The organism is Streptomyces sp. DT2A-34 (assembly GCF_030499515.1).
In the GTDB taxonomy this organism is placed as follows: Bacteria; Actinomycetota; Actinomycetes; order Streptomycetales; family Streptomycetaceae; genus Streptomyces.
The window spans coordinates 1957210-1981126 of record NZ_JASTWJ010000001.1 but is presented as its reverse complement, the minus strand read 5'-3'; the positions used below and the strand labels follow the sequence as shown (position 1 = coordinate 1981126).

At 70.2% G+C, this 23917-nt stretch carries 21 protein-coding genes and 1 pseudogene; 7 read left to right on the top strand and 15 right to left on the bottom strand.

All coding sequences use genetic code 11. The features are described from left to right. Window positions 1-85 precede the first annotated feature (85 nt). A complete protein-coding gene (locus QQM39_RS08615; RefSeq protein ID WP_301996102.1) occupies window positions 86-1543 on the top strand; it encodes a glycosyltransferase family 39 protein in 1458 nt (485 codons plus the stop codon). Between the two features lie 41 nt (window positions 1544-1584). On the opposite strand, the gene QQM39_RS08610 is transcribed toward QQM39_RS08615, so the two are convergent. Further along, on the bottom strand, window positions 1585-1956 hold the full coding sequence (locus QQM39_RS08610; protein ID WP_301996100.1) for an NTP pyrophosphohydrolase: 372 nt from the start codon (window positions 1954-1956) through the stop codon (window positions 1585-1587). Between the two features lie 24 nt (window positions 1957-1980). Further along, window positions 1981-2877: an NAD(P)-dependent oxidoreductase gene (locus tag QQM39_RS08605; RefSeq protein WP_301996099.1), complete on the bottom strand. Its 897-nt coding sequence runs from the start codon at window positions 2875-2877 to the stop codon at window positions 1981-1983. A 222-nt stretch (window positions 2878-3099) separates the two neighbouring features. On the opposite strand from QQM39_RS08605, the gene QQM39_RS08600 reads away from it, so the two are divergent. Beyond that, a complete protein-coding gene (locus QQM39_RS08600) occupies window positions 3100-4116 on the top strand; it encodes a hypothetical protein (protein WP_301996098.1) in 1017 nt (338 codons plus the stop codon). A 22-nt stretch (window positions 4117-4138) separates the two neighbouring features. Here QQM39_RS08600 and QQM39_RS08595 read toward each other — a convergent pair. From QQM39_RS08595 to QQM39_RS08570, 6 genes and pseudogenes are all read right to left on the bottom strand, one after another. Continuing rightward, window positions 4139-4308: pseudogene (locus QQM39_RS08595) on the bottom strand (IS5/IS1182 family transposase); the annotation flags it as partial. Between the two features lie 70 nt (window positions 4309-4378). Further along, complete coding sequence (locus QQM39_RS08590; protein WP_301996097.1) at window positions 4379-4999, bottom strand: hypothetical protein; 621 nt, start codon at window positions 4997-4999, stop codon at window positions 4379-4381. 271 nt (window positions 5000-5270) lie between these two features. Further along, the gene (locus QQM39_RS08585) at window positions 5271-7397 is read right to left on the bottom strand and encodes a 3-hydroxyacyl-CoA dehydrogenase NAD-binding domain-containing protein (protein WP_301996096.1); all 2127 of its coding nucleotides are present in this window, start codon (window positions 7395-7397) and stop codon (window positions 5271-5273) included. Beyond that, window positions 7394-8620 (bottom strand): acetyl-CoA C-acyltransferase, encoded by a 1227-nt coding sequence (locus QQM39_RS08580; RefSeq protein WP_301996093.1) that lies wholly within the window; start codon window positions 8618-8620, stop codon window positions 7394-7396. The genes QQM39_RS08585 and QQM39_RS08580 overlap by 4 nt, the downstream gene beginning before the upstream one ends. Before the next feature lie 239 nt (window positions 8621-8859). After that, the gene (locus tag QQM39_RS08575) at window positions 8860-9894 is read right to left on the bottom strand and encodes a LacI family DNA-binding transcriptional regulator (protein ID WP_301996092.1); all 1035 of its coding nucleotides are present in this window, start codon (window positions 9892-9894) and stop codon (window positions 8860-8862) included. Continuing rightward, window positions 9891-12302 (bottom strand): glycoside hydrolase family 2 protein, encoded by a 2412-nt coding sequence (locus QQM39_RS08570; protein WP_301996091.1) that lies wholly within the window; start codon window positions 12300-12302, stop codon window positions 9891-9893. Before QQM39_RS08570 ends, QQM39_RS08575 begins: the two co-directional genes overlap by 4 nt. Window positions 12303-12465: 163 nt before the next feature. Between QQM39_RS08570 and QQM39_RS08565 the strand changes: the two genes are divergently transcribed. From QQM39_RS08565 to QQM39_RS08555, 3 genes are read left to right on the top strand one after another with little or no spacing between them, the layout of a single operon-like run. Then, entirely contained in the window at window positions 12466-13776 is a 1311-nt protein-coding gene (locus tag QQM39_RS08565; protein ID WP_301996090.1) for an ABC transporter substrate-binding protein, read from the top strand. Next, the gene (locus QQM39_RS08560; protein WP_301996088.1) at window positions 13776-14723 is read left to right on the top strand and encodes a carbohydrate ABC transporter permease; all 948 of its coding nucleotides are present in this window, start codon (window positions 13776-13778) and stop codon (window positions 14721-14723) included. Before QQM39_RS08565 ends, QQM39_RS08560 begins: the two co-directional genes overlap by 1 nt. Beyond that, window positions 14720-15550 carry a carbohydrate ABC transporter permease gene (locus tag QQM39_RS08555; RefSeq protein ID WP_301996086.1) on the top strand — a complete coding sequence of 277 codons (831 nt, stop codon included), beginning with the start codon at window positions 14720-14722 and terminating at the stop codon, window positions 15548-15550. The genes QQM39_RS08560 and QQM39_RS08555 overlap by 4 nt, the downstream gene beginning before the upstream one ends. A gap of 99 nt (window positions 15551-15649) precedes the next feature. Here QQM39_RS08555 and QQM39_RS08550 read toward each other — a convergent pair whose 3' ends face one another. From QQM39_RS08550 to QQM39_RS08530, 5 genes are all read right to left on the bottom strand, one after another. After that, a complete protein-coding gene (locus tag QQM39_RS08550; protein WP_301996084.1) occupies window positions 15650-16939 on the bottom strand; it encodes a ribonuclease D in 1290 nt (429 codons plus the stop codon). A 267-nt stretch (window positions 16940-17206) separates the two neighbouring features. Continuing rightward, complete coding sequence (locus QQM39_RS08545; RefSeq protein WP_301996083.1) at window positions 17207-17728, bottom strand: hypothetical protein; 522 nt, start codon at window positions 17726-17728, stop codon at window positions 17207-17209. Between the two features lie 97 nt (window positions 17729-17825). Next, window positions 17826-19025, bottom strand: coding sequence for a putative T7SS-secreted protein (locus QQM39_RS08540; RefSeq protein WP_301996082.1), 1200 nt, complete (start codon window positions 19023-19025; stop codon window positions 17826-17828). A 10-nt stretch (window positions 19026-19035) separates the two neighbouring features. After that, window positions 19036-19347: a hypothetical protein gene (locus QQM39_RS08535; protein ID WP_301996081.1), complete on the bottom strand. Its 312-nt coding sequence runs from the start codon at window positions 19345-19347 to the stop codon at window positions 19036-19038. 201 nt (window positions 19348-19548) lie between these two features. Further along, window positions 19549-20256, bottom strand: a complete 708-nt coding sequence (locus tag QQM39_RS08530) for a hypothetical protein (RefSeq protein WP_301996080.1) — start codon at window positions 20254-20256, stop codon at window positions 19549-19551. A 259-nt stretch (window positions 20257-20515) separates the two neighbouring features. Between QQM39_RS08530 and QQM39_RS08525 the strand changes: the two genes are divergently transcribed. Further along, entirely contained in the window at window positions 20516-20701 is a 186-nt protein-coding gene (locus QQM39_RS08525) for a hypothetical protein (protein WP_301996079.1), read from the top strand. Between the two features lie 423 nt (window positions 20702-21124). Here QQM39_RS08525 and QQM39_RS08520 read toward each other — a convergent pair whose 3' ends face one another. Continuing rightward, on the bottom strand, window positions 21125-21787 hold the full coding sequence (locus QQM39_RS08520) for a response regulator transcription factor (RefSeq protein ID WP_003997051.1): 663 nt from the start codon (window positions 21785-21787) through the stop codon (window positions 21125-21127). 274 nt (window positions 21788-22061) lie between these two features. Further along, window positions 22062-22739, bottom strand: coding sequence for a DUF3000 domain-containing protein (locus QQM39_RS08515; protein ID WP_301996078.1), 678 nt, complete (start codon window positions 22737-22739; stop codon window positions 22062-22064). A gap of 104 nt (window positions 22740-22843) precedes the next feature. Here QQM39_RS08515 and hemE point away from each other — a divergent pair, with 104 nt between their 5' ends. Then, entirely contained in the window at window positions 22844-23911 is a 1068-nt protein-coding gene (gene hemE / locus QQM39_RS08510; RefSeq protein WP_301996077.1) for a uroporphyrinogen decarboxylase, read from the top strand. Window positions 23912-23917: the final 6 nt, after the last annotated feature.

Genomic DNA, 23917 nt, shown 5'->3' with positions numbered 1-23917 from the left:
CGGTTGACGGACGGTCAACCCGCCGCCCTCCGGCCCCGTATGTCCTGCTTCGGCAGGGACTGCGGGGCCGGATAGCGTTCACCCCATGGTCGCCGAGCTCCTCACACCATCACGCTCCGTGTCCACCCCGCGTGCGGAACGCGGCTACTGGAGACGGCTGCTCCCCACCCTGGCCCTGCTGGCCTGCGTCACCCGCATCCCCTCCTTCACCAGGCCGCTGTGGAACCCCGACGAGGGCTATCTCGCCGTACAGGCACGGCTGCTGGCGCAGGGCGGAGAGCTGTACGCCACGGTCGTCGACCGCAAGCCGCCGCTGGTGCCGTGGCTGTACCAGGCCGCGTTCGCGGTGGCCGGGTCCGGATCGCTTACATCGGTGCGGGTCCTGGCCGTCGCGGCCCAGCTGCTGACCGCCGTGCTGCTCGCCTCGCTGGCCCGCCGCCGCTGGGGCGATACGGCGGGCGGGACGGCCGGAGTGCTGTATCTGCTGGTCTCGGTCGGGCTCAACCCGGAGGATGCCCAGGCCGCGACCTTCGAGGTGTTCATGCTGCCGTGCACGGCGGCGGCGATGTGGTGCGCGGACCGGCGCCGGTGGGGCGCGGCGGGCCTGGCGGTCGCGGCCGCCTTCCTCGCCAAACAGACCGGCGGGGCGGTGCTGGTGCCGGTGATGTGGCTGTGCGTGTCGGCGGGGGAGGTCCGGGCCGGGGGACTGGTGCGGTTGGGGGCCGGGGTGGTGGTGCCGGTGCTGGCGGTGGCCGTGGTGACCGACCCGGCGGGGTTCCTGTTCTGGACGGTCACGGGATCGGGGGCGTACGCCTCCTTCACCGGCTCCGAGATCCACGTCCTGGTACGGGGGGTGACGAACGCGGCGATCCTGGCGGTGGCATGCGCCGGACTGATCCCGCCGGTGCTACGGGTGCTGCGGCCGGCCCGCACGGGTGCCGCCGACCTCTGGCTGTGGTCGGCCGCGTCGGCCGGCGCGGTCGTGCTCGGCTTCCACTTCTTCGGCCACTACTACCTCCAACTCCTGCCGCCCCTCGCCCTGTTGGCGACGGCCGCGCTGCAGATCCTGCCGCGCGAGCGCCTGACCCAAGCGGTCCTGACCTCGGCCTGCTGCTGCGCCCTGTTCCTCACCTGGGGGCTGCTCGCGCCCCGACCCGAGCTCGACCACGCGAGGAGGCTGGCGGACGAGGTGGCGATGCGGACCGAGCCGGGGGAGCGGGTCCTCGTCTGGGGCATACACCCCGAGACGTACTGGCTGGCCGACCGCAGACCCGCGAGCCGTTATCTGACGGCGGGGCTCCTCACCAACTACAGCGGGGGACGCGACGGCCCACAGGTCGGCGAGCGATACGCGGTCGACGGGGCGTGGGCGGTCTTCCGCGAGGAGATGACCGAGCGGGCGCCGGCGCTGGTGGTGGACGACTCGCGCGGGAAGCCGTACGGATCTCAGCGGGTGCCCGGTCTGCGGCGGCTGCTCGCGGCGGGGTACGAGGAGGTGGGGGTGGTGGAGGGGGCGGTGCTGTACGTACGGAGCCGTACCTAGGTGCGCGATCCGTACGGCTCCCTGCGGATCCCCACGGGTCCCTACGGCCGTACCGTACGCGGCCCCGCCACCTCCGCCCCCAACTCCGTCACCCTCCGGCGCAGTTCCCGGTCCGCGGTCACCACCAGACAGGGCCGCCCACCCGCCCGCGCGACGAGCTCGACCATGTGATCGTCCCCGCTCCCGGGAGCGGACTCCACCCGCACGCCCGGCACGGTCTCCACTCCGCGAGCGGCCCCCTCCACCACGAGCACGATCTCGACCGGCCCCGCACGCCCCGGCACCCCGTCCGCCGCCAGCCGGTCCCGCAGCCGCTCGGCGGCCCCGCGCCGATCCCGCCACCAGCCGTCGGGCACGGATCCGACGACATTGGCGGCGTCGACGATCACGAGCAGCGGGGTGTCCTCAGTCATGGGGCAAGCGTCGCACGGCATGGCTCACTCCTCGGCCGTCCCCTTCTCGTCGAAGCTCGCGAAGTACGCCGCCGCCATGTCCTCGTTCCCGTGCCCCTGCGCAGCCGCCCGCTCGAACCGCTCCGCGCTCGCCGCCGCCACATCCAGGCGTACGCCGTACCGCTCACCCGCCTCCACGATGAGCCGCGCGTCCTTCGCCGCCGTGGACACCGCGAACTGGGCCGGGGACAGCCCGTCGTTCAGGACCAGCCCGGTCTTGGCCCGCAGATACCCCATGTCGAGCGGACCGCCGTCGATCACATCGAAGAAGCGCTGCGGATCCACGTCCAGGGCCTTGGAGAGCGCCAGCACCTCACTGGCCGCGTTGGTCACCGCGAGCACCCAGCTGTTGGCGACCAGCTTCAGCCGGGTGGCCGTGCCCGCCCCGCCGTCCGCGCCGGTCCACACCGTACGGGCGCCGACGGCGTCGAACACCGGCGCCACCGTCCCGCGCCCCTCGACCGGCCCCGCCGCCAGCACGGTGAGCTGTCCGGCCTCTGCCGGCTGGCGGGTGCCGAGCACGGGGGCGTCGTAGAAGACGAGGTCGTGCTCGCGGGCGAAGGCGGCCAGGTCGGCGATCGCCTCGATGCCGGCGGTCGTCGACTGCACCCAGGCGGCACCGGAACGCAGCGCGGGCGCCGCCTCACGCATGACGTCCAGCGCCGCGGGACCGTCGTAGAGCATGGTCAGGACGACGTCGGCGCCCTGGACCGCCTCGGCGGGCGTGCCGGCGACGAGCGCGCCGTCGGCGGCCAGGGGCTCGGCCTTGGCGCGGGTGCGGTTCCAGACGCGGACGGTGTGTCCGGCCCTGGCGAGGTTGCGGGCCATGGCGGCGCCCATGATGCCGGTGCCCAGGACGCTCACGGTGAGCTTGTCGGTCATGACGTCGACTTCCCCTTCTCCTACGGACTTTGCTGCCGACGTCCAGCCTGCCTTCTCGGCGCCGGGCGGCACGCACCTGACCGCCGAGTCATGTGCGATCGCTCCAGATTGTGATCAACAGCATCCGCGGCGCCCAGGCCTTCGACGAGCCCGGCGGGTGCCGCGCCTGACCAGGCAGGGGGCGGCACGCGAGCACCAACCCGCCCCGCATAAGGTGAAACGGTGAACGGCGACTGGCTCATCCGCGGCCGCGACGGCCGCCTCAGCGTCTATCTGCCGACCGACGACGGCGTCCTGTGCCGGGCGGAACTCGGACCCGGCGGCCCCTGGGAACCCCCGCGCCGGGTCGGAGGCGACCAGAAGCTGCGCCCCGGGCCCGCGGTCGGGCAGGGCGCCGACTCCTACGCCCATCTGGCCGCCTGGCGCCCCACCAAGGCGGGCGAGGCGGGCCTCGTCCACTCCACGCACTTCCGGCCGCGCCTGGCCGCCCTGGACTGGATGTCCATCGGCCACCCGGACAAGGCCGGCGACCGCACCGGCACGCCCGCCGTCACGGTCGACGCGCAGGGGCGGGCCCATGTCTTCGTCCCCAACACGGCGGGCGGGGTGAGCATGCGCGGCCAGAAGGAGGTGGGCGGCTGGGGACCCTGGCGCGACCTCAAGGGGCTTGACGTACAAGGCGAGTTGGCGGCCGTGACCGGCGAGTCCGGACTGGTCGAGCTGTACGCGGCCGTCCCCGGCGCCATCCTGCACTGGCGGCAGGAGAAGCCGGGCGGCGTCCCCTTCCTGGAGGAGACGATGGAGACCCCGGTCCGCGCGGGCACCCTGCACGCCCTGGCCACCTCCGCGGACCACTCCACCCTCTTCTACGCCGACGACTCCGGCGACCTGTGCGCCTGGCGCCCCGGCACCAAGCCGGTGACGTTGCTGCCGTCCGCCGGCCCCGGCGCGGTGTCCGCGATCCGCTGCGAACTCGACGGCCACGACTGCACGTTGCTGGCCCAGCGCTCGGCGAGCGGCCGCGTCGCCTTCGCCGCGTATCCGACGGAGCGGGAGTCGGCGGGGGCGTGGTGGACCGAGTCGGGGCCGCAGTTGCCGGTGGACGCGGTGGTGGGGCTGGCGGTGGACGAGGCGGAGCGGGTGGTGGCGGCTTCGGTGTCCCCGTCTACCGGGCAACTGCTGATCACCCGGCGCAAGGACGAGCCGGGGCTGGCGTTGGAGGCTTGGCGGGAGGCCTGAGAGGTCGATTTCTCCCGTTGTTTCATCCCGGGATGCGGCTTTGATCCGTTGATGTCGGGTCGCGCCAGGAGATGGTGCTCTCGCCGGTGAGGCGGCGGGCCATGAGGTCGGTCTCGGCCAGGTGGATCATGGTTTCGGAGCGGGCGGGAGAGTCTCGTAGCCGCGGGTCAGGCGGCGATGGAGCATCAGCCAGTCAGTCACAAGCGGTCGCCACCGGCGATCTCGTCGGCCGGACGGCCGAGAAGTGCTTCGAAGACGGCGTTCAGTTCTCGGGTTTGATCTTCGAGGACAGGGCGAACAGCCCTGCCGCCGCCGCGATGAGACCTCCGGCCAGTTCTTCGTAGCCCTGGAAGTAGGCGACGGGGATGGCGAGGGCGCAGGCTGTTCCGACCAGGCCGATGACGCGTCCGATGAGCCGCCGGAGTTTGCCCGGCTGCGGAGGGTAATGGGGGTTGGGCGGGTTTCCCCAGTAGGGAAAGGGCCCCGGCCTGGGTTTCCAGCCCTCGTCCAGGAGTCGCACGAACTCCGGGTGGTGGCGGGCGTAGCCCAGGCGGTGGGGGGCCAGGCGCCGCCATGGCAGCCCCCCATGCCTGATGGCGAGCCAGGTGAGTCCCGGAAGGCAAGCCACGGCCGCCCAGATCCCTGCGACCGTCCGCTCTCCGGCCGAAGCCGGCAGAATGCCGAGGAGTCGGTCCAGTTGGCCGCTGGCGGCGTAGGCGATCAGCGCGGCTATGGAGAGCACCGCCGCAGTCAGCTCGATCTGATGTCCGGTGTGGCAGCGGGCACAGCGTGGCACATGTACGACTTCCCGGCGCCACGTGGTGCGCAGGACAACGATCCACGGGGTCATGGTCGTGTCGGCGTCCCGGTGCAGCCCCAGCACACGGTCATGCCACGACGCCGGTGTGGCATTCCCGCAGAACCAGCACTCCCGCACCACGAGTTCCCTCTCCCCCTACGGCCAGCCCCGCTGGTGAGGATGGTATCGACGCCGCCCCGGGACCGGTCCCGCTCAGCACCAGCTCCGAGTGACTTCGGCACTCGTCACAGGACGTCACCCGTCTGGAGGCGGAGCCCCCAGGCACGTGCGCACAAACGCCGGTGCCCCGCACACCAAGTCGGCATGCGGGGCACCGGCGTTCACAGCGGAGCGCTTACGCGGGGACGCTCGCCACGCCCGGTGCCAGGAACTTCTTGCCGTTCACGCGCTCGGAGACACCCTCGCGGTCCAGGTACGGCGTGATGCCGCCCAGGTGGAAGGGCCAGCCGGCGCCCGTGATCAGGCAGAGGTCGATGTCCTGGGCCTCGGCGACGACGCCCTCGTCGAGCATGAGCCCGATCTCCTGCGCCACCGCGTCCAGGACGCGGTCGCGGACCTGCTCCTCGGTCAGGACGACGTCGCCCTGCTTCAGGAGCGCGGCGACCTCGGGGTCCAGCTCCGGCTTGCCGGAGTCGTAGACGTAGAAGCCGCGCTTGCCCGCCTTGACGACGGCCGCGAGGTTCGGGGAGACCTTGAAGCGGTCCGGGAACGCCTTGTTGAGCGTCTCGGAGACGTGCAGGCCGATCGCCGGGCCGACCAGCTCCAGCAGCACCAGCGGGGACATCGGCAGGCCGAGCGGCTCGACGGCCTTCTCGGCGACCTCGACCGGGGTGCCCTCGTCGATGACGTTCTGGATCTCGCCCATGAAGCGGGTGAGGATGCGGTTCACGACGAACGCCGGGGCGTCCTTGGTGAGCACCGCGGTCTTCTTCAGCTTCTTGGCGACGGCGAAGGCCGTGGCCAGCGAGGCGTCGTCCGTCTTCTCGCCGCGGACGATCTCAAGGAGCGGCAGGACCGCGACCGGGTTGAAGAAGTGGAAGCCCACGACCCGCTCGGGGTTCTTGAGCTTCGACGCCATCTCGGAGACCGACAGCGAGGAGGTGTTGGTGGCGAAGATCGCGTGCGCCGGGGCGACCGCCTCGACCTCCGCGAACACCTGCTGCTTGACGCCGATCTCCTCGAAGACGGCCTCGATGACGAAGTCCGCGTCCGCGAAGCCCTCGGCCTTGTCCAGGACACCGGTGACCAGGGCCTTCAGGCGGTTGGCCTTGTCCTGGTTGATACGGCCCTTGCCGAGCAGCTTGTCGATCTCGGCGTGGACGTAGCCCACACCCTTGTCGACGCGCTCCTGGTCGATGTCGGTCAGCACTACCGGCACTTCGAGGCGGCGCAGGAAGAGCAGCGCGAGCTGGGAGGCCATCAGACCGGCGCCGACGACACCGACCTTGGTGACCGGGCGCGCGAGCGACTTGTCCGGCGCACCCGCCGGGCGCTTGCCGCGCTTCTGCACCAGGTTGAAGGCGTAGATGCCGGACCGCAGTTCGCCACCCATGATCAGGTCGGCGAGCGCCTTGTCCTCGGCGTCGTAACCCTGCTGGAGGTCGCCGTTCTTGGCGGCGGCGATGATGTCGAGGGCGCGGTAGGCGGCCGGAGCGGCCCCGTGCACCTTCGAGTCCGCGATGAAGCGGCCCTTGGCGACCGCCTGGTCCCAGGCCTCACCGCGGTCGATCACCGGACGCTCGACCTCGACGTCGCCCTTCAGCACCTGGGCGGTCCAGATCAGCGACTGCTCCAGGAAGTCGGCGCCCTCGAAGATGGCGTCGGCGATACCGAGGTCGAAGACCTGCTGGCCCCTGAGCTGCTTGTTCTGGTTGAGGCTGTTCTCGATGATCACCGAGACGGCCTTGTCGGCACCGATCAGGTTCGGCAGGATCGTGCAGCCGCCCCAGCCGGGGACCAGGCCGAGGAAGACCTCGGGCAGCGAGAAGGCCGGGAGCGCCTTCGAGACGGTCCGGTACTTGCAGTGCAGACCGACCTCGACGCCACCGCCCATCGCGGCGCCGTTGTAGTACGCGAAGGTCGGGACCGCGAGGGCCGACAGGCGCTTGAAGACCTCGTGGCCGCCCTTGCCGATGGCGAGCGCGTCCTTGTGCTCCTTGAGGAGCTCGACGCCCTTGAGGTCGGCGCCGACGGCGAAGATGAACGGCTTGCCGGTGATGCCGACGCCGACGATGTCACCGGCGGCGGCCTCGGCCTCGACCTGGTCGATGGCGGTGTCGAGGTTCGCCAGCGACTGCGGGCCGAAGGTGGTCGGCTTGGTGTGGTCGAAGCCGTTGTCCAGCGTGATGAGCGCGAAGCGCCCGGCGCCGTACGGCAGGTCGAGGTGACGTACGTGCGCGGACGTCACGACCTCGTCGGGGAACAGCTCGGCCGCTCCCTTGAGAAGTTCAGCGGTGCTCACTTGTCGCCTCCGGCGTCCTTGTGGTGCGGGTTCTCCCAGATCACCGTGGCGCCCATGCCGAAGCCGACGCACATGGTGGTGAGGCCGTAGCGGACCTCCGGCTGCTCCTCGAACTGGCGGGCCAGCTGCGTCATCAGACGGACGCCGGAGGAGGCGAGCGGGTGGCCGTAGGCGATGGCGCCGCCGTACTGGTTGACGCGCGCGTCGTCGTCGGCGATGCCGTAGTGCTCCAGGAAGGCGAGCACCTGGACCGCGAAGGCCTCGTTGATCTCGAAGAGGTTGATGTCCTCGATCGACAGACCGGCCTTGGCGAGGGCCTTCTCGGTCGCCGGGATCGGGCCGTAGCCCATGACCTCGGGCTCGACGCCCGCGAAGGCGTACGAGACCAGGCGCATCTTCACCGGCAGGTTGTTCTCACGGGCGAAGTCCTCGCTCGCGATGATCGACGCGGTGGCGCCGTCGTTCAGACCGGCCGCGTTACCGGCGGTGACCCGGCCGTGCACACGGAACGGGGTCTTGAGACCGGCGAGGCTCTCCAGGGTGGTGCCGGGACGCATCGGCTCGTCCGCCGTGACCAGACCCCAGCCGGTCTCGCCGGCCTCGGCGTTCGTCCGGCGTACGGAGATCGGCACCAGGTCCTGCTGGATCTTGCCGTTGGCGTAAGCCTTGGCGGCCTTCTCCTGCGAACGCACCGCGTACTCGTCGGCGCGCTGCTTGGTGATGGTCGGGTAGCGGTCGTGCAGGTTCTCGGCGGTCATGCCCATGAACAGCGCCGACTCGTCGACCAGCTTCTCGCTGACGAACCGCGGGTTCGGGTCCACGCCCTCGCCCATCGGGTGGCGGCCCATGTGCTCGACACCACCGGCGATGACGGCGTCGTAGGCGCCGAAGGCGATCGACCCGGCGACGGACGTCACGGCGGTCAGGGCGCCGGCGCACATACGGTCGATGGAGTAGCCGGGCACCGACTGCGGCAGTCCCGCGAGGATGCCGGCCGTACGGCCGAGGGTCAGGCCCTGGTCACCGATCTGCGTGGTCGCGGCGATGGCGACCTCGTCGATCTGCTTGGGGTCGAGACCGGGGTTGCGGCGCAGCAGCTCCCGGATCGCCTTCACGACGAGGTCGTCGGCGCGGGTCTCGTGGTAGATGCCCTTCGGGCCCGCCTTGCCGAACGGGGTGCGGACGCCGTCGACGAAGACGACGTCCCTGACGGTACGAGGCACGATGGCTCTCCTCCAGGTGCGGGATGGCACTGCTGCGGTGCGCTGCGCTGAGCGCGCGCTCAGGACCCATGCTACTTATGAGTAACGTAGCTGCACAGTCCTGGCAGGGGGAGCGGCGAACGTCACATACAAACACCGGGGGCGGGGAGCGCCCCTTTAGGTGCGCGGGGCTGTGTCAACATGCGGCTCCGCCGCGTGGGCGCGAGCAACCAACCACGACCCGCAGCCCCGTACGAACGTCACCGAGGCGGCGCTGTGGACCCCCGAGGAGTCAGCACCGGAGTAGGCACCGGATGCGACCCCACCCCATCCCCCATGATCACCCCGAACAACGTCCGAGCCACCTCCGCCCCGAACCCATGCACGTCATGACTCATCGCGGACAACGTCGGATGCGTCAGCCGGCACAACTGCGAGTCGTCCCACGCCAGCAACGAGACATCCCCCGGCACCGACAGCCCCATCTCGGCCGCCACCGACAACCCCGCCACCGCCATGATGTCGTTGTCGTACACGATCGCCGTCGGCCGATCAGGCGGCGCAGCCGTGAGCAGCGACCGTGTCGCCCGCGCCCCCGCCTCCCCGGAGAAGTCGGTCGCCACCTGCCACGCCCCGGCCAGCCCCAGCGCCCCCGCCGCCTCGTCGAACGCGGCCGTACGGATGGACGTGTGCCCGAGCGCCGCCGCCCCGCCCACCCGGGCGATCCGCCGATGCCCCAGCGCGGCCAGATACCGCACAGCCTCCGTCACGGCGGTGGCGTCGTCGGTCCACACCGAGGTCAGCCCGCCCGTGAGCGACGGGTGCCCGACCGCGACCACCGGCATCTTCAGCCGCTGCGCCGCCGCCACTCTCGGGTCGTCCGCACGGAAGTCGACCAGGATCGACCCGCCGATCTGCCGCCCCCGCCACCACGACTCCTGGAGCCCGACCTCCTCGTCCAGATTCCGTACGAGCCTGAGCAGCAGCGAGCAGGAGTGCTCGGTCAGGACGCTCTCCACGCCGGAGACGAACTCCATGTAGAAGGGTTCGAGGCCGAGCAGCCGCGCCGGCCGGCAGATCGCGAGGCCCACCACGTCCACCCGCGACCCGGCCAGCGTCCGCGCCGTGAGGTTCGGCGCCCAGCCCAGCTCCCGCGCGGCCCGGAAGATCCGGTCCCGGGTCGCCTCCGACAGCCCCGGCTTGTGGTTGAAGGCGAGGGACACGGCGCCCTTGGAGACGCCGGCGCGCGCGGCGACGTCCTTGATGGTGACGCGGGGGGTCGGCGTGGCCGTCATCGGCTGGGCTCCATGCAGTAAAGGGCGGAGCGGGCGGCCTCCGCGTCGGGAGTCTCCCAGCCGTGCACCCCGATGGTCACCTCTTCGCCGGGCAGCAACGTGACGAGCCCCCGGTCGGCCCGAGCGCCCGGATGCAGCCGGTCGGCCTGGAGCAGCAGGTCCCGTACGAGGGTACGGGCCGTCACCACGACCCCGCCCGGCGCGAGCGTCACGTCGAACTCCGGGCGCGGATACGGGACTTCGCGATCCGGTACAGGGAAGTGCACGGTACGCAGACCGTCCGCGTCCGCCACGAGGAACTCCTTCGGCCCGACCGGCTCCAGCTCCCTGGGCACACCGACCCGGGTCACCGCCCGCCCCTCGGCGCCGAACCCCACACTCGCCTCGCCGGCCACCACCCCCTCGACGGACATCCGCCGCAGCCGCACCGCCCCCGCCCAGCCCTCGGCCGCCTGATTGACGACGGCCAACTCCAGCCCGCCGTCCCGCACTTGAAGCGTCAGCAACCGATCCGCGTACAGTCGCCGCAGCTCGTGGTACAGCGGCTTCTCCCGCCCGTCCCCGTCGATCGCCGCCCAGGACGTCACCGGCCAGCAGTCGTTGAGCTGCCATACGACCGTGCCCGCGCACACCGGCCAGTGCGACCGCCAGTGCTCGATCCCGGCCGCCACGGCCCGCGCCTGGTTGACCTGCGTGAGGTAGTGCCAGCGGTCGAAGTGCCCCTCGAAGTTCCCCTCGAAGTCCCCCTCGGGAAAGGCGAAATGCCGCTCCAGCCCGCGCCGCAGCTTTCCATTCCCGTCGTCCGCCTTTTGGTGGTGCAGCATGCCGGGGGAGTCCGGCGCGAGCTCCTCGCCCGGCAGCGCGCGCCGCAGCGTGGCGTACGCGGGTGGCGCCTGCCAGCCGAACTCGGCCACGAAACGCGGCACGCTCAGCCGGTAGTCGGCGTAGTCCTCCCGGTTCCACACCTCCCAGGAGTGGTGCGTGCCGTGCGCCGGGTCGTTCGGATGCCGGTCCCACGACCCGGACCAGGGACTGCCCGCCGTGTACGGCCGCGTCGGATCCAACTCGGCCACCACACGCGGCAGGAGACCCAGGTAGTACCCCTCGCCCCAGGAGTCCCCGGCCAGCCGCGACTCCCACTCCCAGTCCCGGAACCCCCACAGGTTCTCGTTGTTGCCGTTCCACAGCACGAGCGACGGATGCGGCATCAGCCGTACGACGTTCTCGCGGGCCTCGGCCTCCACCTCCCCGCGCAGCGGCTGCTCCTCCGGATAGGCCGCGCACGCGAACGGGAAGTCCTGCCACACCAGCAGCCCCAGCTCGTCGCAGGCGTCGTAGAAGTCCTCGCTCTCGTAGATCCCGCCGCCCCAGATCCGTACGAGGTCCACGCCCGCGTCGGCCGCCTGCCGCAGCCGCTGCCGGTACCGCTCGCGGGTCACCCGGGACGGGAACACGTCGTCCGGGATCCAGTTGACGCCCCGCGCGAACAGTCGCTCGCCGTTGACGGCCAGGGTGAAGCCGGTGCCGTGCTCATCGGGCCGCCGGTCCAGCTCGACGGTCCGGAAACCGACCCGCCGACGCCACACATCCAGCGTGTCCTCGCCCTGCAGCAGCGTCAACTCCACGTCGTACAGCGGCTGTTCACCGTATCCGCGGGGCCACCACAGCTCCGCGTCCGGCACCGTCAGCCGTACGACCCCACCCGTCCCGTCGATCTCGGCCCGCGCCCGCACCCCGCCGACCGTCGCCTCCGCGGTGAGCGGCGCCTCGACCCGGGTCCGCTCGACGTCGACCGCCAACTCGACGTGCCCGGTGCCCTGTTCGACGGTCACCAGGGGCCGTACGCGGGCGATCCGGGCCGTCGACCAGTGCTCGACGCGCACCGGCCGCCAGATCCCGGCCGTCACCAGGGTCGGCCCCCAGTCCCAGCCGAAGGAGCAGGCCATCTTGCGGAGGTACTGATACGGCTCGGCGTACGCGGCGGGCCGTTCGCCCAGCTTGCCGCGCACGGCCTCGGCCTCGGCGTACGCGGAGGCGAAACGCACCGAGAGCCGCCCGCTCAGCCCCGTCACGTCGAAGCGGTACGAGCGGTGCATGTTCCGTACACGGCCCAGGAGCCGACCGTCGAGCAGGATCTCGGCGACGGTGTCGAGCCCGTCGAAGACGAGGTCGGTCTGCTCGTGCTGTTCGTTCGCCGAGTGGGCGGACGCCGCCGTCAGGTCGGTCTCATAGGTCCAGTCCCGCCGCCCCACCCACGCCACCTCGGCCTCGTTCCGCCCGAGAAACGGGTCCGGGATCACCCCCGCCGCCAGCAGATCGGTGTGCACACAGCCGGGCACCGCGGCCGGCAGCGCCGCTCCCTCGTGCCGCAGGGTCCATCCGTCGGTGAGCGGTGTGGCCTGAAGCATGCGCGCTCTCCTAAACCGATCAAGTCCCAGTGCGGGTAAACAAATTGGCATCGTCGGTCATCGTTGGCGAGATACGGACTTTACCGGTTAAGAAAACGTTGTCAGAGTTCGGAACCAGCCAACCCGCTCGTGCTCGTCCGTCCCAAGAACGGAGCTGACGCACATGAACCGCCGTACAGTCCTCGCCATGGTCACGGGTGCCCTGCTGCTCTCGGCGTGCACCGGCACCGGAGGAAGCTCGCAGGGCGCCGAGGCCAAGGCCGCCGACGACCCGTCGAAGGTGAGCGGCACCATCACGGTTCTCACCCACCGGACCGACCTCGTACAGGACGGGACGATGAAGAGGTACGCCGCCGAGTTCAACAAGACGTATCCCAAGGTGAAGGTCGAGTTCGACGCCATCACCGACTACGAGGGCGAAGTCAAGATCCGTATGAACACGGAGAACTACGGCGACGTCCTCATGATCCCGGCCGTGATCGAGAAGAAGGACTACCCCAGGTTCTTCGCCTCGCTGGGCACCCGGGCCGAGCGGAGCGAGAAGTACCGCTTCACCGACTACACCACCGTCGACGGCAAGGTCTACGGCCAGAGTCCGCTCGGCGCCGTCCCCGGCTTCATCTACAACAAGAAGGTCTGGAGCGAGGCCGGAATCACCGACTGGCCCACCACACCGGACGAGTTCCTCGACGACCTGAAGGCGATCAAGTCGAAGACCGACGCGATCCCGTACTACACCAACTTCAAGGACATGTGGCCGCTGAGGCAGTGGACGGAGGTCAACGGCTCGGTCAGCTGCGACGCACAGGCCACCACCAAGCTCGCCGAGGGCAACCCGTGGGCCGAGGGCGCCGATCTGCGGACCGGCGACACACTGTTGTACGACATCGTGCACTCGGGCCTCATCGAGAAGGACCCGACGACCACCAACTGGGAGGCGTCCAAGCCCCGGATCGCCAAGGGTGAGATCGCCACGATGTGGCTCGGCTCCTGGGCGGTCATCCAGATGCAGGGCGCGGCGAAGCAGGCCGGCGCCGACCCGGACGACATCGGGTTCATGCCCTTCCCCGCCCAGAAGAACGGCACGTTCTGCGCGGTGACGCTGCCCGACTACAACCAGGCCGTGAACATCGACTCCGAGCACAAGGAGGCGGCCCGCGCCTGGATCGACTGGTTCACCGACAAGTCCGGCTACGCGGCGGACAACCTCGCGCTGTCCCCGCTCAAGGCCGACCCGCTGCCGGCGATCCTGAAGCCGTACGAGGAGGCGGGCGTCAAGCTCCTCGACCTCGACGACACGATGGGCGCCCAGGTGAAGTCCATCGACAACCAGTCCGAGGTCGGCATCTACAAGCCCGACTACCGCCAGGACCTCGTCGACCTCGCACGCGGCGCCACGAAGGGCAGCCTGGACGACTTCCTGAACGGCCTCGGCAAGAAGTGGACGGACACCCAGAAGTCGCTGGGGTCCTGATGACGGACACGACCGAGAAGGCGGAGGCCGAGCCCTCATCAGGGCCGACCGTCCCCGAACCGGCCCCCGCCCCGCGCACAGCCCGTCTGTGGCGCGGGGCCACCCCCTGGCTCTTCCTGCTCGCCCCGCTGGCCCTCCTGCTCACCTTCACCTACGCGCCGATCGCCAACATGGTCGCGTACAGCTTCACCGACTGGGACGGCGTCAGCCCCGAGCTGCACTACACGGGCGCGGAGAACTACGCCGAACTCTTCACACGCTCCGACCTGTTCGAGGTCTTCTGGGTCAGCGGCTACTATCTGGCCGCGTCCGTCTTCCAGATAGTCGCCGCGCTCTACTTCGCGACGATCCTGAGCTTCAACGTCCGCTTCCGGAACTTCTTCAAGGGCGTGCTGTTCTTCCCGTACCTGGTCAACGGGGTCGCGATCGGCTTCGTCTTCCTCTACTTCTTCCAGGACGGCGGCACTCTCGACTCCGTCCTCGGCCTGTTCGGCGTGGAGACGGACCGAGCCTGGCTCGGCACCCCGGAGTCGGCGAACACCTCCCTCGCCGCCGTCTCCGTCTGGCGCTACCTGGGCCTGAACTTCGTCCTCTTCCTCGGCGCGATCCAGTCGATCCCCGGGGAGCTCTACGAGGCGGCCGAACTGGACGGCGCCAGCCGCTGGCACCAGTTCCGCTACATCATCGCGCCCGGCATCAAGCCGGTCCTGTCCCTCACCGTGATCCTCTCGATCTCGGGCTCCCTGTCGGTCTTCGAGATCCCGTACATCATGACGGGCGGGGCGACCGGCACCGAGACCTTCGTGATCCAGACCGTGAAGCTGGCCTTCCAGTTCAACAAGACGGGGCTCGCCTCCGCGGCCGCGGTCGTGCTGCTGCTGATCGTCCTGGCCGTGACCTGGGTACAGCGGCGCCTCGTCCCCGACGACAAGGTGGACCTCGCATGACCCGCCGCGCGGTGGCCCGCACCCTGGTGTACCTGTCCCTGATCGCCGCGACGGTGGTGGTCCTGCTCCCGCTGGCGGCGGTGGTCCTGACGTCGCTCAAGTCCGAGCAGGAGATGGCGAACGACAGCGGAGCGCTGGCCCTCCCCGACGACCTGCTGAATTTCAGCAACTACGCGACGGCGTTCCAGGACGGCCGGATGCTCTCGGCGTTCGCCAACACGGCGATCATCCTGCTCTTCGCCATCGGCGGCACGGTCCTCATCGGCTCGATGACGGCGTACGCCATCGACCGCTTCACCTTCCGCTTCAAGAAGCTGGTCGTGGCCCTGTTCCTGGTCGCCGCCCTGGTCCCCGGCGTGACGACCCAGGTGGCGACCTTTCAGATCGTCAACAGCTTCGGCATGTTCGACAGCCTCTGGGCGCCGATCGCCCTCTACATGGGCACGGACATCGTCTCGATCTACATATTCCTGCAGTTCGTCCGCTCCATCCCGACCGCACTGGACGAGGCGGCCCGCCTGGACGGCGCCAACGCCTTCACGATCTACCGCAAGATCATCTTCCCGCTGCTGAAGCCGGCGATCGCGACGGTGGTGATCGTCAAGGGCATCACCACCTACAACGACTTCTACATCCCGTTCCTCTACATGCCTTCGGAGGACCTTGGCGTGATCTCGACGTCGTTGTTCCGCTTCAAGGGCCCCTTCGGCGCCCACTGGGAAACGATCTCGGCAGGAGCGGTGCTGGTGATCCTGCCGACCTTGATCGTCTTCCTGCTGCTGCAGAGGTTCATCTACAACGGCTTCATGCGAGGTGCGACCAGGTGAGGTGCTTTCAGGGGCGCGGGGCCGTGTTGAATTTGCGGCTACCGCCGCGTGGGCGCGACCAGCCACGACGGACCCGCGGTCGCCGTACGGGAGAACCCTCTACGGCGACTCGGCGGACAAAGCAGCAACCAACACCGGCGTAACCTGCTCGACCTGCCAGGCCCGAGCCCCATAACCAGCCAACGCCTCCGCGACCGACCCGGCGTCGACAACCTTCGGCGGCTCCCAGCAAACCCGCCGCACGGTGTCCGGAGTGATCAGGTTCTCCTGCGGCATGTTGAGCTGCTCGGCCAGCGCGGAAACCGTGGCCCGAGCCGCAGAGAGCCGAGCCGCCGCAGCGGGGTCCTTGTCGGCCCAGGCACGGGGCGGCGGAGGCCCCGTCACCGGCTGCCCAGGCGCCGGCAACTGCGCGTCGGTCAACGCCTTCGCACGATCCACCGCGGACTGCCACTGCTCCAGCTGCCGCCGCCCCATCCGATGCCCGAACCCATTGAGCGCGGCCAGGGCATGCACATTCGCCGGCAAGGAGAGCGCGGCCTCCACAATGGCCGCGTCACTCAGCACCTTGCCCGGGGACACATCCCGCTTCTGGGCGATCCGGTCCCGCGTCTGCCACAGCTCCCGCACCACGGCCAGCTGCCGACGCCGCCGCACCTTGTGCATCCCGGACGTACGCCGCCACGGATCCTTGCGCGGCTCAGCGGGCGGCGCGGCAGCGATCGCGTCGAACTCCTGCCACGCCCACTCCAGCTTGCCCTGCCGGTCCAGCTCCTTCTCCAGCGCGTCGCGCAGATCGACGAGGAGCTCGACATCGAGCGTCGCGTACCGCAGCCACGGCTCGGGCAGCGGCCGGGTCGACCAGTCGACGGCCGAGTGCCCCTTCTCCAGGACGAACCCGAGCACGCTCTCGACCATCGCGCCGAGGCCGACCCTGGGGAACCCGGCGAGCCGCCCGGCCAGCTCGGTGTCGAAGAGCCGGGTCGGCGCCATGCCTATCTCGCGCAGACAGGGCAGATCCTGGGTGGCCGCGTGCAGCACCCACTCCACGCCGGAGAGCGCCTCGCCGAATCCCGACAAATCAGGGCATGCCACGGGGTCGATCAGCGCGGACCCCGCGCCTTCGCGGCGCAACTGCACGAGATAGGCGCGCTGGCCGTAACGGTATCCGGACGCGCGTTCGGCGTCGACGGCGACGGGGCCGGAGCCCGCGGTGAAGGCGGCGATCACCTCGGCGAGCGCTGCCTCGTCGGCGATCACGGGCGGGATGCCCTCGCGGGGCTCCAGCAAAGGGATCGGCGCCTCCGTAACAGAAGATCCGCCGTCGTCCGGAGGGGCGCCTCCGGTGGTTCGCAGTGAACTGTCTGCTGCGGTCTCTTGGGCGTCGGTCACATGTCAAGGGTATCCGTAAGGATGAGCGTCTGACCTGCGGGTTCTGGACACGTTGGCGCTGACCTGCGGAAACATGTCTCGTCGTTTCCCGCGGCTCACCGGTGCTTCTCGGCCACGTGTGCCCTTGATGTGTCCCGCAGATCGCCGGAATCCTCTGAAAACAGCCCATCTCCACCGCTGCTCCGGGCACCGGTTCCCGTGACGCTGCCTCTGCGCGACGCCTCCCCGCCCGCCCTCCGGGCGGGCGACGGGATGTGTCGGACGGCCCTACCCCTCCGGGGCGGAGGTGGCCGGGCGGAGGGTGGAGAGGAAGGCCTGGAAGTCCTCGATGACGTCCTGGAGCTGGCTCGTCCTCGCCGTCAGCGCGATCTCGATCTCGGCGCGTTCACTGCGCCGCTGCGCGTTCTCCAGCACCAGGATGAACTGGCTCTGCGCGAGCTCCATCGGCTGCCCGCTGACGGTGGCCTGGATGCGCAGGTTCTGCACGATCCCCGGGGCGTCGATGAGGCCCGGCGCCGGCGAGGTGCCCACCTCGGTGCGCTTGACGATGTCGACGGCGCCGACGTTCTCGCGCAGCCGCCGCACCGACTCCTCGGCGAGGCCGTGCAGGCTCGACGGGCCCTCGAGGGTGTGGCCGGTGACCGTGATGTTCGGCATGAAGCCCTGGCCCCGGGAGGCCATGTGCAGGGCGACGAAGGCGGCGTGCGGGGCGCCGGCCTCGTCCGGGGGTGCCGACTGCCAGCCCTGCGGGAGCTCGATTTCGAGCGGGACCGGAAGTGTGCCCGGCATGGTGGACCAACTCCTTGCGGTACGGGTTCTGACGGTACGGGAGGCGATGGGGGAGAGGCGACGGCGGGGAGCCCCGGGCGGGGCTCCCCGTGGCGGGTCAGTCGAACCAGTCCCCGACCGCGTCGACCGCGTCGCCGGCCGCGTCGGTGATCTTGCCCGGGTCGATCTCGATCTGGCCGCCGAGCTTGCCGCCGACGCCGACGGCGACGCCCAGGTCGCCGCCGATGACGAACTTGCCGTCCTTCATGCCGGCGTCGAAGTGGGCCTCGGCACCGGCGCCGGCCCACGCCTCCGCCGTGCCACCGACACCGACACCGGCGACGGAGGCGTGCGCCTCACTGGCGGCCTTGGCACCGACGAAGGCCTCGCCGCCGACGTGGACGCCGTCCGTGCCGACGGAGCCCTTGACGCCGGCCTCGGCGCCCACGTACGCCTCGCCCTTGGCGGAGGCCTCGAACAGACCGGCCGAGTACTTGCCTTCGGCCGCGGCCTGGGCGAGATAGGCCTTGCCGGATGCCTGTGCGGTGGCGTTCCCGTCCACGAGTCCCACCCCGGCGGAGGCATCGACGCCGAGGAGGTTGACGCCGGCCTTGCCGGAGACCTCGCCGCCCGCGAAATCACCGCGGCCCTTGGCCTCGGCGCCCCAGACCTTGGCATCGGCCGTGACGGAAGGGCCGGCCACGGTGACGCCCGGTCCCTTGCCCTCGCGCAGCGCTTCCCGCTGCTGCTGCGTCATGTTCTTGTGGTCGCCCCAGGCCCCGATGGTCCGTGGGTCGCGTGCCCGTTCCAACTCGAAGAGCTGCTTGGACGTCGCGCCTGTGTTGTCCTGCGCCGCTTCGGAGGCCCAGAAGAGCCAGTCGGGTGCGTTGTCACCCTCGCCGCCCTGCGCCTTGAACCTGTTGGCCGCCGTGTCGCCCTCCGCCTGGACGTGGGCACGCGCTGCCTCCAGCAGTTGCTCACCGCCGTTCTCGTCGCCCCCTTCGTACAGCCGGATGGCGTCTTCCGCCTGCCCCTGGGCCCAGGTGAGGGCCCTGGCGTAGGCCCGCAGTGCCCCGGCGGCCGCGCTGAGGGAATCCGAGCCGCGGTACCACTTCTGCTTCTGGCCCGAGAAGTCCTCCCAGAAGGCGTCGCTGGCCTGTCCATGCCAGCTGGGGATACGGACGGAGCCGAGCTCGTCCCCGATGCTGTCGAGGGTCTTCGCATGGCCGTCGAGCTTGTCCGCGTCCTCTGTGAGCTTCGACGGGTTTCCCGGGATCAGATCGCGCGGGTCCTGGGTGGAGCCGAGTTGTGCCGCCATTGCTTCCCCGTCAGTAGCTCGGGCCGGCGACCGCGGGCCCGGCGAAGTGGTTCCGGGACTCCCGCTCGGAGTGCTCGTAGGACGCGGCGTTCTCGTCCAGCTTCTCCGCCGAGTTCTCCCCGTCCTCCTTCATCGGGCTCTTGACGGCCTCCATCCAGGTGGCCATCAGCGCGCCGAACTCCTTGGCCGCGTCACCGTGGCCGAAGTCGCCGCTGGAGTCCCCGAGTTCGTCGAGCTTCACCTTGTCGCTCTTGCCCGCGGAGTCCTTGATCTTCTTGGCGGCCGACCGCAGCTCGGATGGCTCGACATCGAACTGGCCCATCCGCTCCCCCGTTTACGTCCGAGAGGGTGCGAACGTACGTCCGCACCCTGATTGTTGAGAACGTCGACAGGGTCTCTCAAAGGCACGGACGCAGCGTCACCGCCCCTGGTCATCACCATGATCCCTACCGGGAAGCTTCATAGTGCGATCGAATCGTGCGCCTCGGGAGGGGAGCGGGTGTCGCACCCCGGGGCGGCTGTGCTACGGCGCCTGCGGAGGCCGGGCGGGCGACATGATTCCCAAGTGGCCGACGGCATCGACGAGATACTCAAGGGGCTCGTCGAACGTCTCACTCCTCAGGGCGGTCCCCTCGCGCCAGGTGATCAGCTGACCGTCGTGGAGGCGGAGCGGCAGCTCCAAGGCGCGAGGGTCGGACGTGAGGAACTCCGCCAGGCCGCCGAGCACAATGGGCCGGGCGCGCTCCTCGTCGCGGGAGACGATGTGGAAGTCCTCGTCGAGCTGCGGGATTCCCACCTTCATGGCCCTTCCCCGCTGGATGGTGTCGAGCCAGCCGTCGCGGTAGACGCGCAGGTCCGGAACCTCCACGCCCAGGTTCAGGGCCCAGACGGAGTGGACGACGACGTTCGTCGTGTTCGTGTCGATGTCGCTGTTGTAATAGCGGTACTCGAAGGCGCGGAAGCCGAATCCGCGGTGAGTGCCGCTGACGACGTTGTCCCCTGGGATGCCGCTGGACTTGATCGGGAGCGGCTCCGACCCCTGGTACGCGTCGACGAGGCTCGGCGCCAACTCCTCATAAGTCCACCCGCGGCCCTCGGCGAACGACTGCAGCCGCACGTACGCCTCTTGTTCCTCGCGCTTCTTGCGGGCCTTGCGCCGGTTCAGCCAGACGACGAGCGTCGTGAGGGCGCCGCACCACAGCAGGAACAGCACTGCTTCCAATCCACTCATGGTGCCAGCATCCCCCGACGCCCCTCGCCGGTCCCACCCCCCTGGTGCTCCATCACAATCCGCACCTCGTGATCACACATTTCCCACGCGCCCGCCCAGGCGGCAGCCCTCTGGCTTCCCTAGGCTGAACCGAGCCGAAGACCGAGCCGAAGACCGAGCCGAAGACCGAGCCGAAGACCGAGCCGAAGACCGAGCCGAAGTCCCCGGCCCGCAGGGGGCTGTGCGGGCGAGGGACCCATATCGCCGATGAGGGGACGTTTTGACAGAGAAGTGGACAGGCGGGCGCAGCATCGCCGAACACGGGCTGAGTGACAAGAAGTTCACGCTGGTCGTCGGTGACAAGGAGTATCCGCGGCGGGTCGCCGCGCTCGTCATGGGCGGGGTGCTGCTGGTGGTGGGCGGGTTCTTCGCCGGCGTGCTCTGGCTCGTCCACGGGGGGAAGTAGGAGCACACCCGCGGTGCGGGTGAGGAGCCGTGCCGGAGCGGGGCCCTGGCCTGGCTCAGGAGGCCTTCTCGTCGACCTTGAGACGGGGCTCCGTTCGGGGTGAGAGGACCACGAAGGTCGGAAGGCGACGCTCGTCGGTGTGACTGTCCATCAGCCCGGGCTGGCCGCCTGGTGGATCTTCACATCCTCCCGCTCCCGCCCGCGAGCGATCTTCACCGCATGGACAGCGCCCGCCGACGGAACGTTCCGTCGGCGGGCGCCTGAGGGTCGCAAACCAGTCGGTCGGCTGAAAGGTCCGGTCCACGACAGATGGGGGACGCGGGCGGGATCAGCGGCCGATCCCGTTCACGTCAGTGAATGATCAAAGGTTCAAATGGAGTGCGGCGGGGATCGGTCGGTGGCGGTGGATGTCGTGGGCGGATGTCAGTGGATGATGCCGGTGCGCAGGGCCACGGCGACCATGCCGGCGCGGTCACCGGTGCCCAGCTTGCGGGCGATCCGGGCGAGGTGGCTCTTGACGGTCAGGGCGGACAGGCCCATCGAGACGCCGATCGCCTTGTTCGACTGGCCCTCCGCCACCAGCCGCAGCACCTCGACCTCGCGACCGGACAGCTCGCGGTAGCCGCCCGGGTGGCTCGGGGCACCCGGGTGGCGACGGTGCATACGGGCGGCGGCGGCGCCGATGGGGGCGGCACCAGGCCGGGTGGGGAGCCCGACGTTGGTGCGGGTGCCGGTGACGACGTAACCCTTCACGCCGCCGGCGAGGGCGTTGCGGACGGCGCCGATGTCGTCGGCGGCGGACAGGGCGAGGCCGTTGGGCCAGCCCGCGGCACGGGTCTCCGACAGGAGGGTGAGGCCGGAGCCGTCGGGCAGATGGACGTCGGCGACACAGATGTCGCGGGGGTTGCCGATGCGGGGACGAGCCTCCGCGATGGACGAGGCCTCGATGACATCGCGCACACCGAGCGCCCAGAGATGGCGGGTGACGGTGGAGCGGACGCGTGGATCGGCCACGACCACCATGGCGGTCGGCTTGTTCGGGCGGTAGGCGACCAGGCTTGCGGGCTGCTCGAGGAGAACGGACACCAGGCCTCCTGGGTGCGGGGACGGCTTTCAAGGTCACAGTCGTCTTCGGCACCAAACCCGTGGCCCTTTAGGGAAAGATCACGATTTAGTGAGTAACAATCGGGGCAATTCAGACACATGGTCGATCGTTCGGCGATTGAATCGGTTCGATCAAGGTCGATTCCTGACCGAAAGTGGCCGTATCGACAAAGTGATGGTCAAGTGTGTGACGGCTCGGCCGCCGCACGGTCCGAGCAGGTGACGGTCGGGCAAGCGGCGATCGAGCAGGTGGCGGTCAGCGGGACTGCGGATCGCGGCGCTGCGGCAGCGTCACCACCGACGCGTCGCCCGGGCCCGCCGGGGGCAGACCCGCGACCTGGGCCAGCAGGTCGCACCAGGACGCCAGATGGGCCGCGGTGTCCGGAACCCCGCCCAGGCCCTCGCGGGGCGTCCAGGAGGCGCGGATCTCGATCTGCGAGGCCGCCGGCCGCTCGGACAGGCCACCGAAGTAGTGCGAGCTCGCGCGCGTGACGGTGCCGCTCGGTTCGCCGTACGACAGCCCGCGCGCCTGGAGCGCACCGGTCAGCCAGGACCAGCACACGTCGGGCAGCAGCGGGTCGGCGGCGATCTCCGGCTCCAGCTCCGCCCGCACCAAGGTCACCAGCCGGAAGGTGCCCCGCCAGGCGTCGTGCCCCGCCGGGTCGTGCAGCAGCACCAGGCGGCCGTCGGCCAGGTCCTGGTCATCGTCGACGACGGCGGCCTCCAGCGCGTACGCGTACGGAGCCAGCCGCTGGGGCGCCTTCGTCTGCTCGACCTCGATCTGCGGCCGCAGCCGCGCGGCCCTGAGCGCGTCGACGGCGGCCCGGAAGGGCGTCGGAGCCGTACTGCTCCCGTCCAAGTCGCCCTCCTTGGCATCCTTTGCGTCGTCCATTCCGCCAGCGCCGTCCGACAGTCGTTCCTGAGCCGCAGCCATGCCGGGAAGATTAAGGGGAACGGGGGCTTCGTGCAGGGAGAGACACCCGGACAACACGGCAACCCCGACGCCGGGCCCTGTGCGGCCGTGCGAGACTTGCCCCCGTGAGTGCCAACCAGACGCCGCCGCCCGCCACCCCCGACGCAGTCAAGGATTCAGCCTTCCTCAAGGCGTGCAGGCGCGAACCCGTGCCGCACACGCCCGTGTGGTTCATGCGGCAGGCCGGGCGCTCCCTGCCGGAGTACCGCAAGGTGCGCGAGGGCATCCCGATGCTCGAGTCGTGCATGCGTCCCGAGCTGGTCACCGAGATCACTCTGCAGCCCGTGCGCAGGCACAACGTGGACGCGGCGATCTACTTCAGCGACATCGTCGTCCCGCTCAAGGCCATCGGCATCGACCTCGACATCAAGCCCGGCGTCGGCCCGGTCGTCGAGAACCCGATCCGCACCCGCGCCGACCTCGCCCAACTGCGCGACCTCACCCCCGAGGACGTCTCGTACGTCACCGAGGCCATCGGCCTGCTGACGCGCGAGCTGGGCCCGACCCCCCTCATCGGTTTCGCGGGGGCACCTTTCACCCTTGCGAGCTACCTCGTCGAGGGCGGCCCGTCCCGCACGTACGAGAACGCCAAGGCGATGATGTACGGCGACCCCGAGCTCTGGGCCGACCTGCTCGACCGCCTCGCCGACATCACGGCCGCCTTCCTCAAGGTGCAGATCGAGGCCGGCGCCTCCGCGGTCCAGCTCTTCGACTCCTGGGTCGGCTCGCTCGCCCCCGCCGACTACCGGCGCTCGGTGATGCCCCACTCGGCCAAGGTCTTCCAGGCGGTCGCCGGGTACGGCGTCCCGCGCATCCACTTCGGCGTCGGCACCGGTGAGTTGCTGAAGCTCATGGGCGAGGCCGGCGCGGACGTCGTCGGCGTCGACTGGCGCGTCCCGCTGGACGAGGCCGCCCGCCGCGTCGGCCCCGGCAAGGCGCTCCAGGGCAACCTCGACCCGACCGTCCTGTTCACCACCCCGGAGGCGGTCGAAGCCAAGGCCCGCGAGGTGCTCGACGCGGCGTCGGGCCTGGAGGGCCACGTCTTCAACCTCGGCCACGGCGTCATGCCGTCCACCGACCCGGACGCGCTGACCCGGCTCGTCGAGTACGTGCACACGCAGACGGCCCGGTAGCAGCGC

What these genes read in the sequence shown, in the direction of transcription:
- QQM39_RS08615 (WP_301996102.1), top strand. Translation starts at nt 86, where the DNA reads ATGGTCGCCGAGCTCCTCACACCATCACGCTCCGTGTCCACCCCGCGT.
- QQM39_RS08610 (WP_301996100.1), bottom strand. Translation starts at nt 1,956, where the DNA reads ATGACTGAGGACACCCCGCTGCTCGTGATCGTCGACGCCGCCAATGTC.
- QQM39_RS08605 (WP_301996099.1), bottom strand. Translation starts at nt 2,877, where the DNA reads ATGACCGACAAGCTCACCGTGAGCGTCCTGGGCACCGGCATCATGGGC.
- QQM39_RS08575 (WP_301996092.1), bottom strand. Translation starts at nt 9,894, where the DNA reads ATGACGGCCACGCCGACCCCCCGCGTCACCATCAAGGACGTCGCCGCG.
- QQM39_RS08570 (WP_301996091.1), bottom strand. Translation starts at nt 12,302, where the DNA reads ATGCTTCAGGCCACACCGCTCACCGACGGATGGACCCTGCGGCACGAG.
- QQM39_RS08565 (WP_301996090.1), top strand. Translation starts at nt 12,466, where the DNA reads ATGAACCGCCGTACAGTCCTCGCCATGGTCACGGGTGCCCTGCTGCTC.
- QQM39_RS08560 (WP_301996088.1), top strand. Translation starts at nt 13,776, where the DNA reads ATGACGGACACGACCGAGAAGGCGGAGGCCGAGCCCTCATCAGGGCCG.
- QQM39_RS08555 (WP_301996086.1), top strand. Translation starts at nt 14,720, where the DNA reads ATGACCCGCCGCGCGGTGGCCCGCACCCTGGTGTACCTGTCCCTGATC.
- QQM39_RS08545 (WP_301996083.1), bottom strand. Translation starts at nt 17,728, where the DNA reads ATGCCGGGCACACTTCCGGTCCCGCTCGAAATCGAGCTCCCGCAGGGC.
- QQM39_RS08540 (WP_301996082.1), bottom strand. Translation starts at nt 19,025, where the DNA reads ATGGCGGCACAACTCGGCTCCACCCAGGACCCGCGCGATCTGATCCCG.
- QQM39_RS08535 (WP_301996081.1), bottom strand. Translation starts at nt 19,347, where the DNA reads ATGGGCCAGTTCGATGTCGAGCCATCCGAGCTGCGGTCGGCCGCCAAG.
- QQM39_RS08530 (WP_301996080.1), bottom strand. Translation starts at nt 20,256, where the DNA reads ATGAGTGGATTGGAAGCAGTGCTGTTCCTGCTGTGGTGCGGCGCCCTC.
- QQM39_RS08515 (WP_301996078.1), bottom strand. Translation starts at nt 22,739, where the DNA reads ATGGCTGCGGCTCAGGAACGACTGTCGGACGGCGCTGGCGGAATGGAC.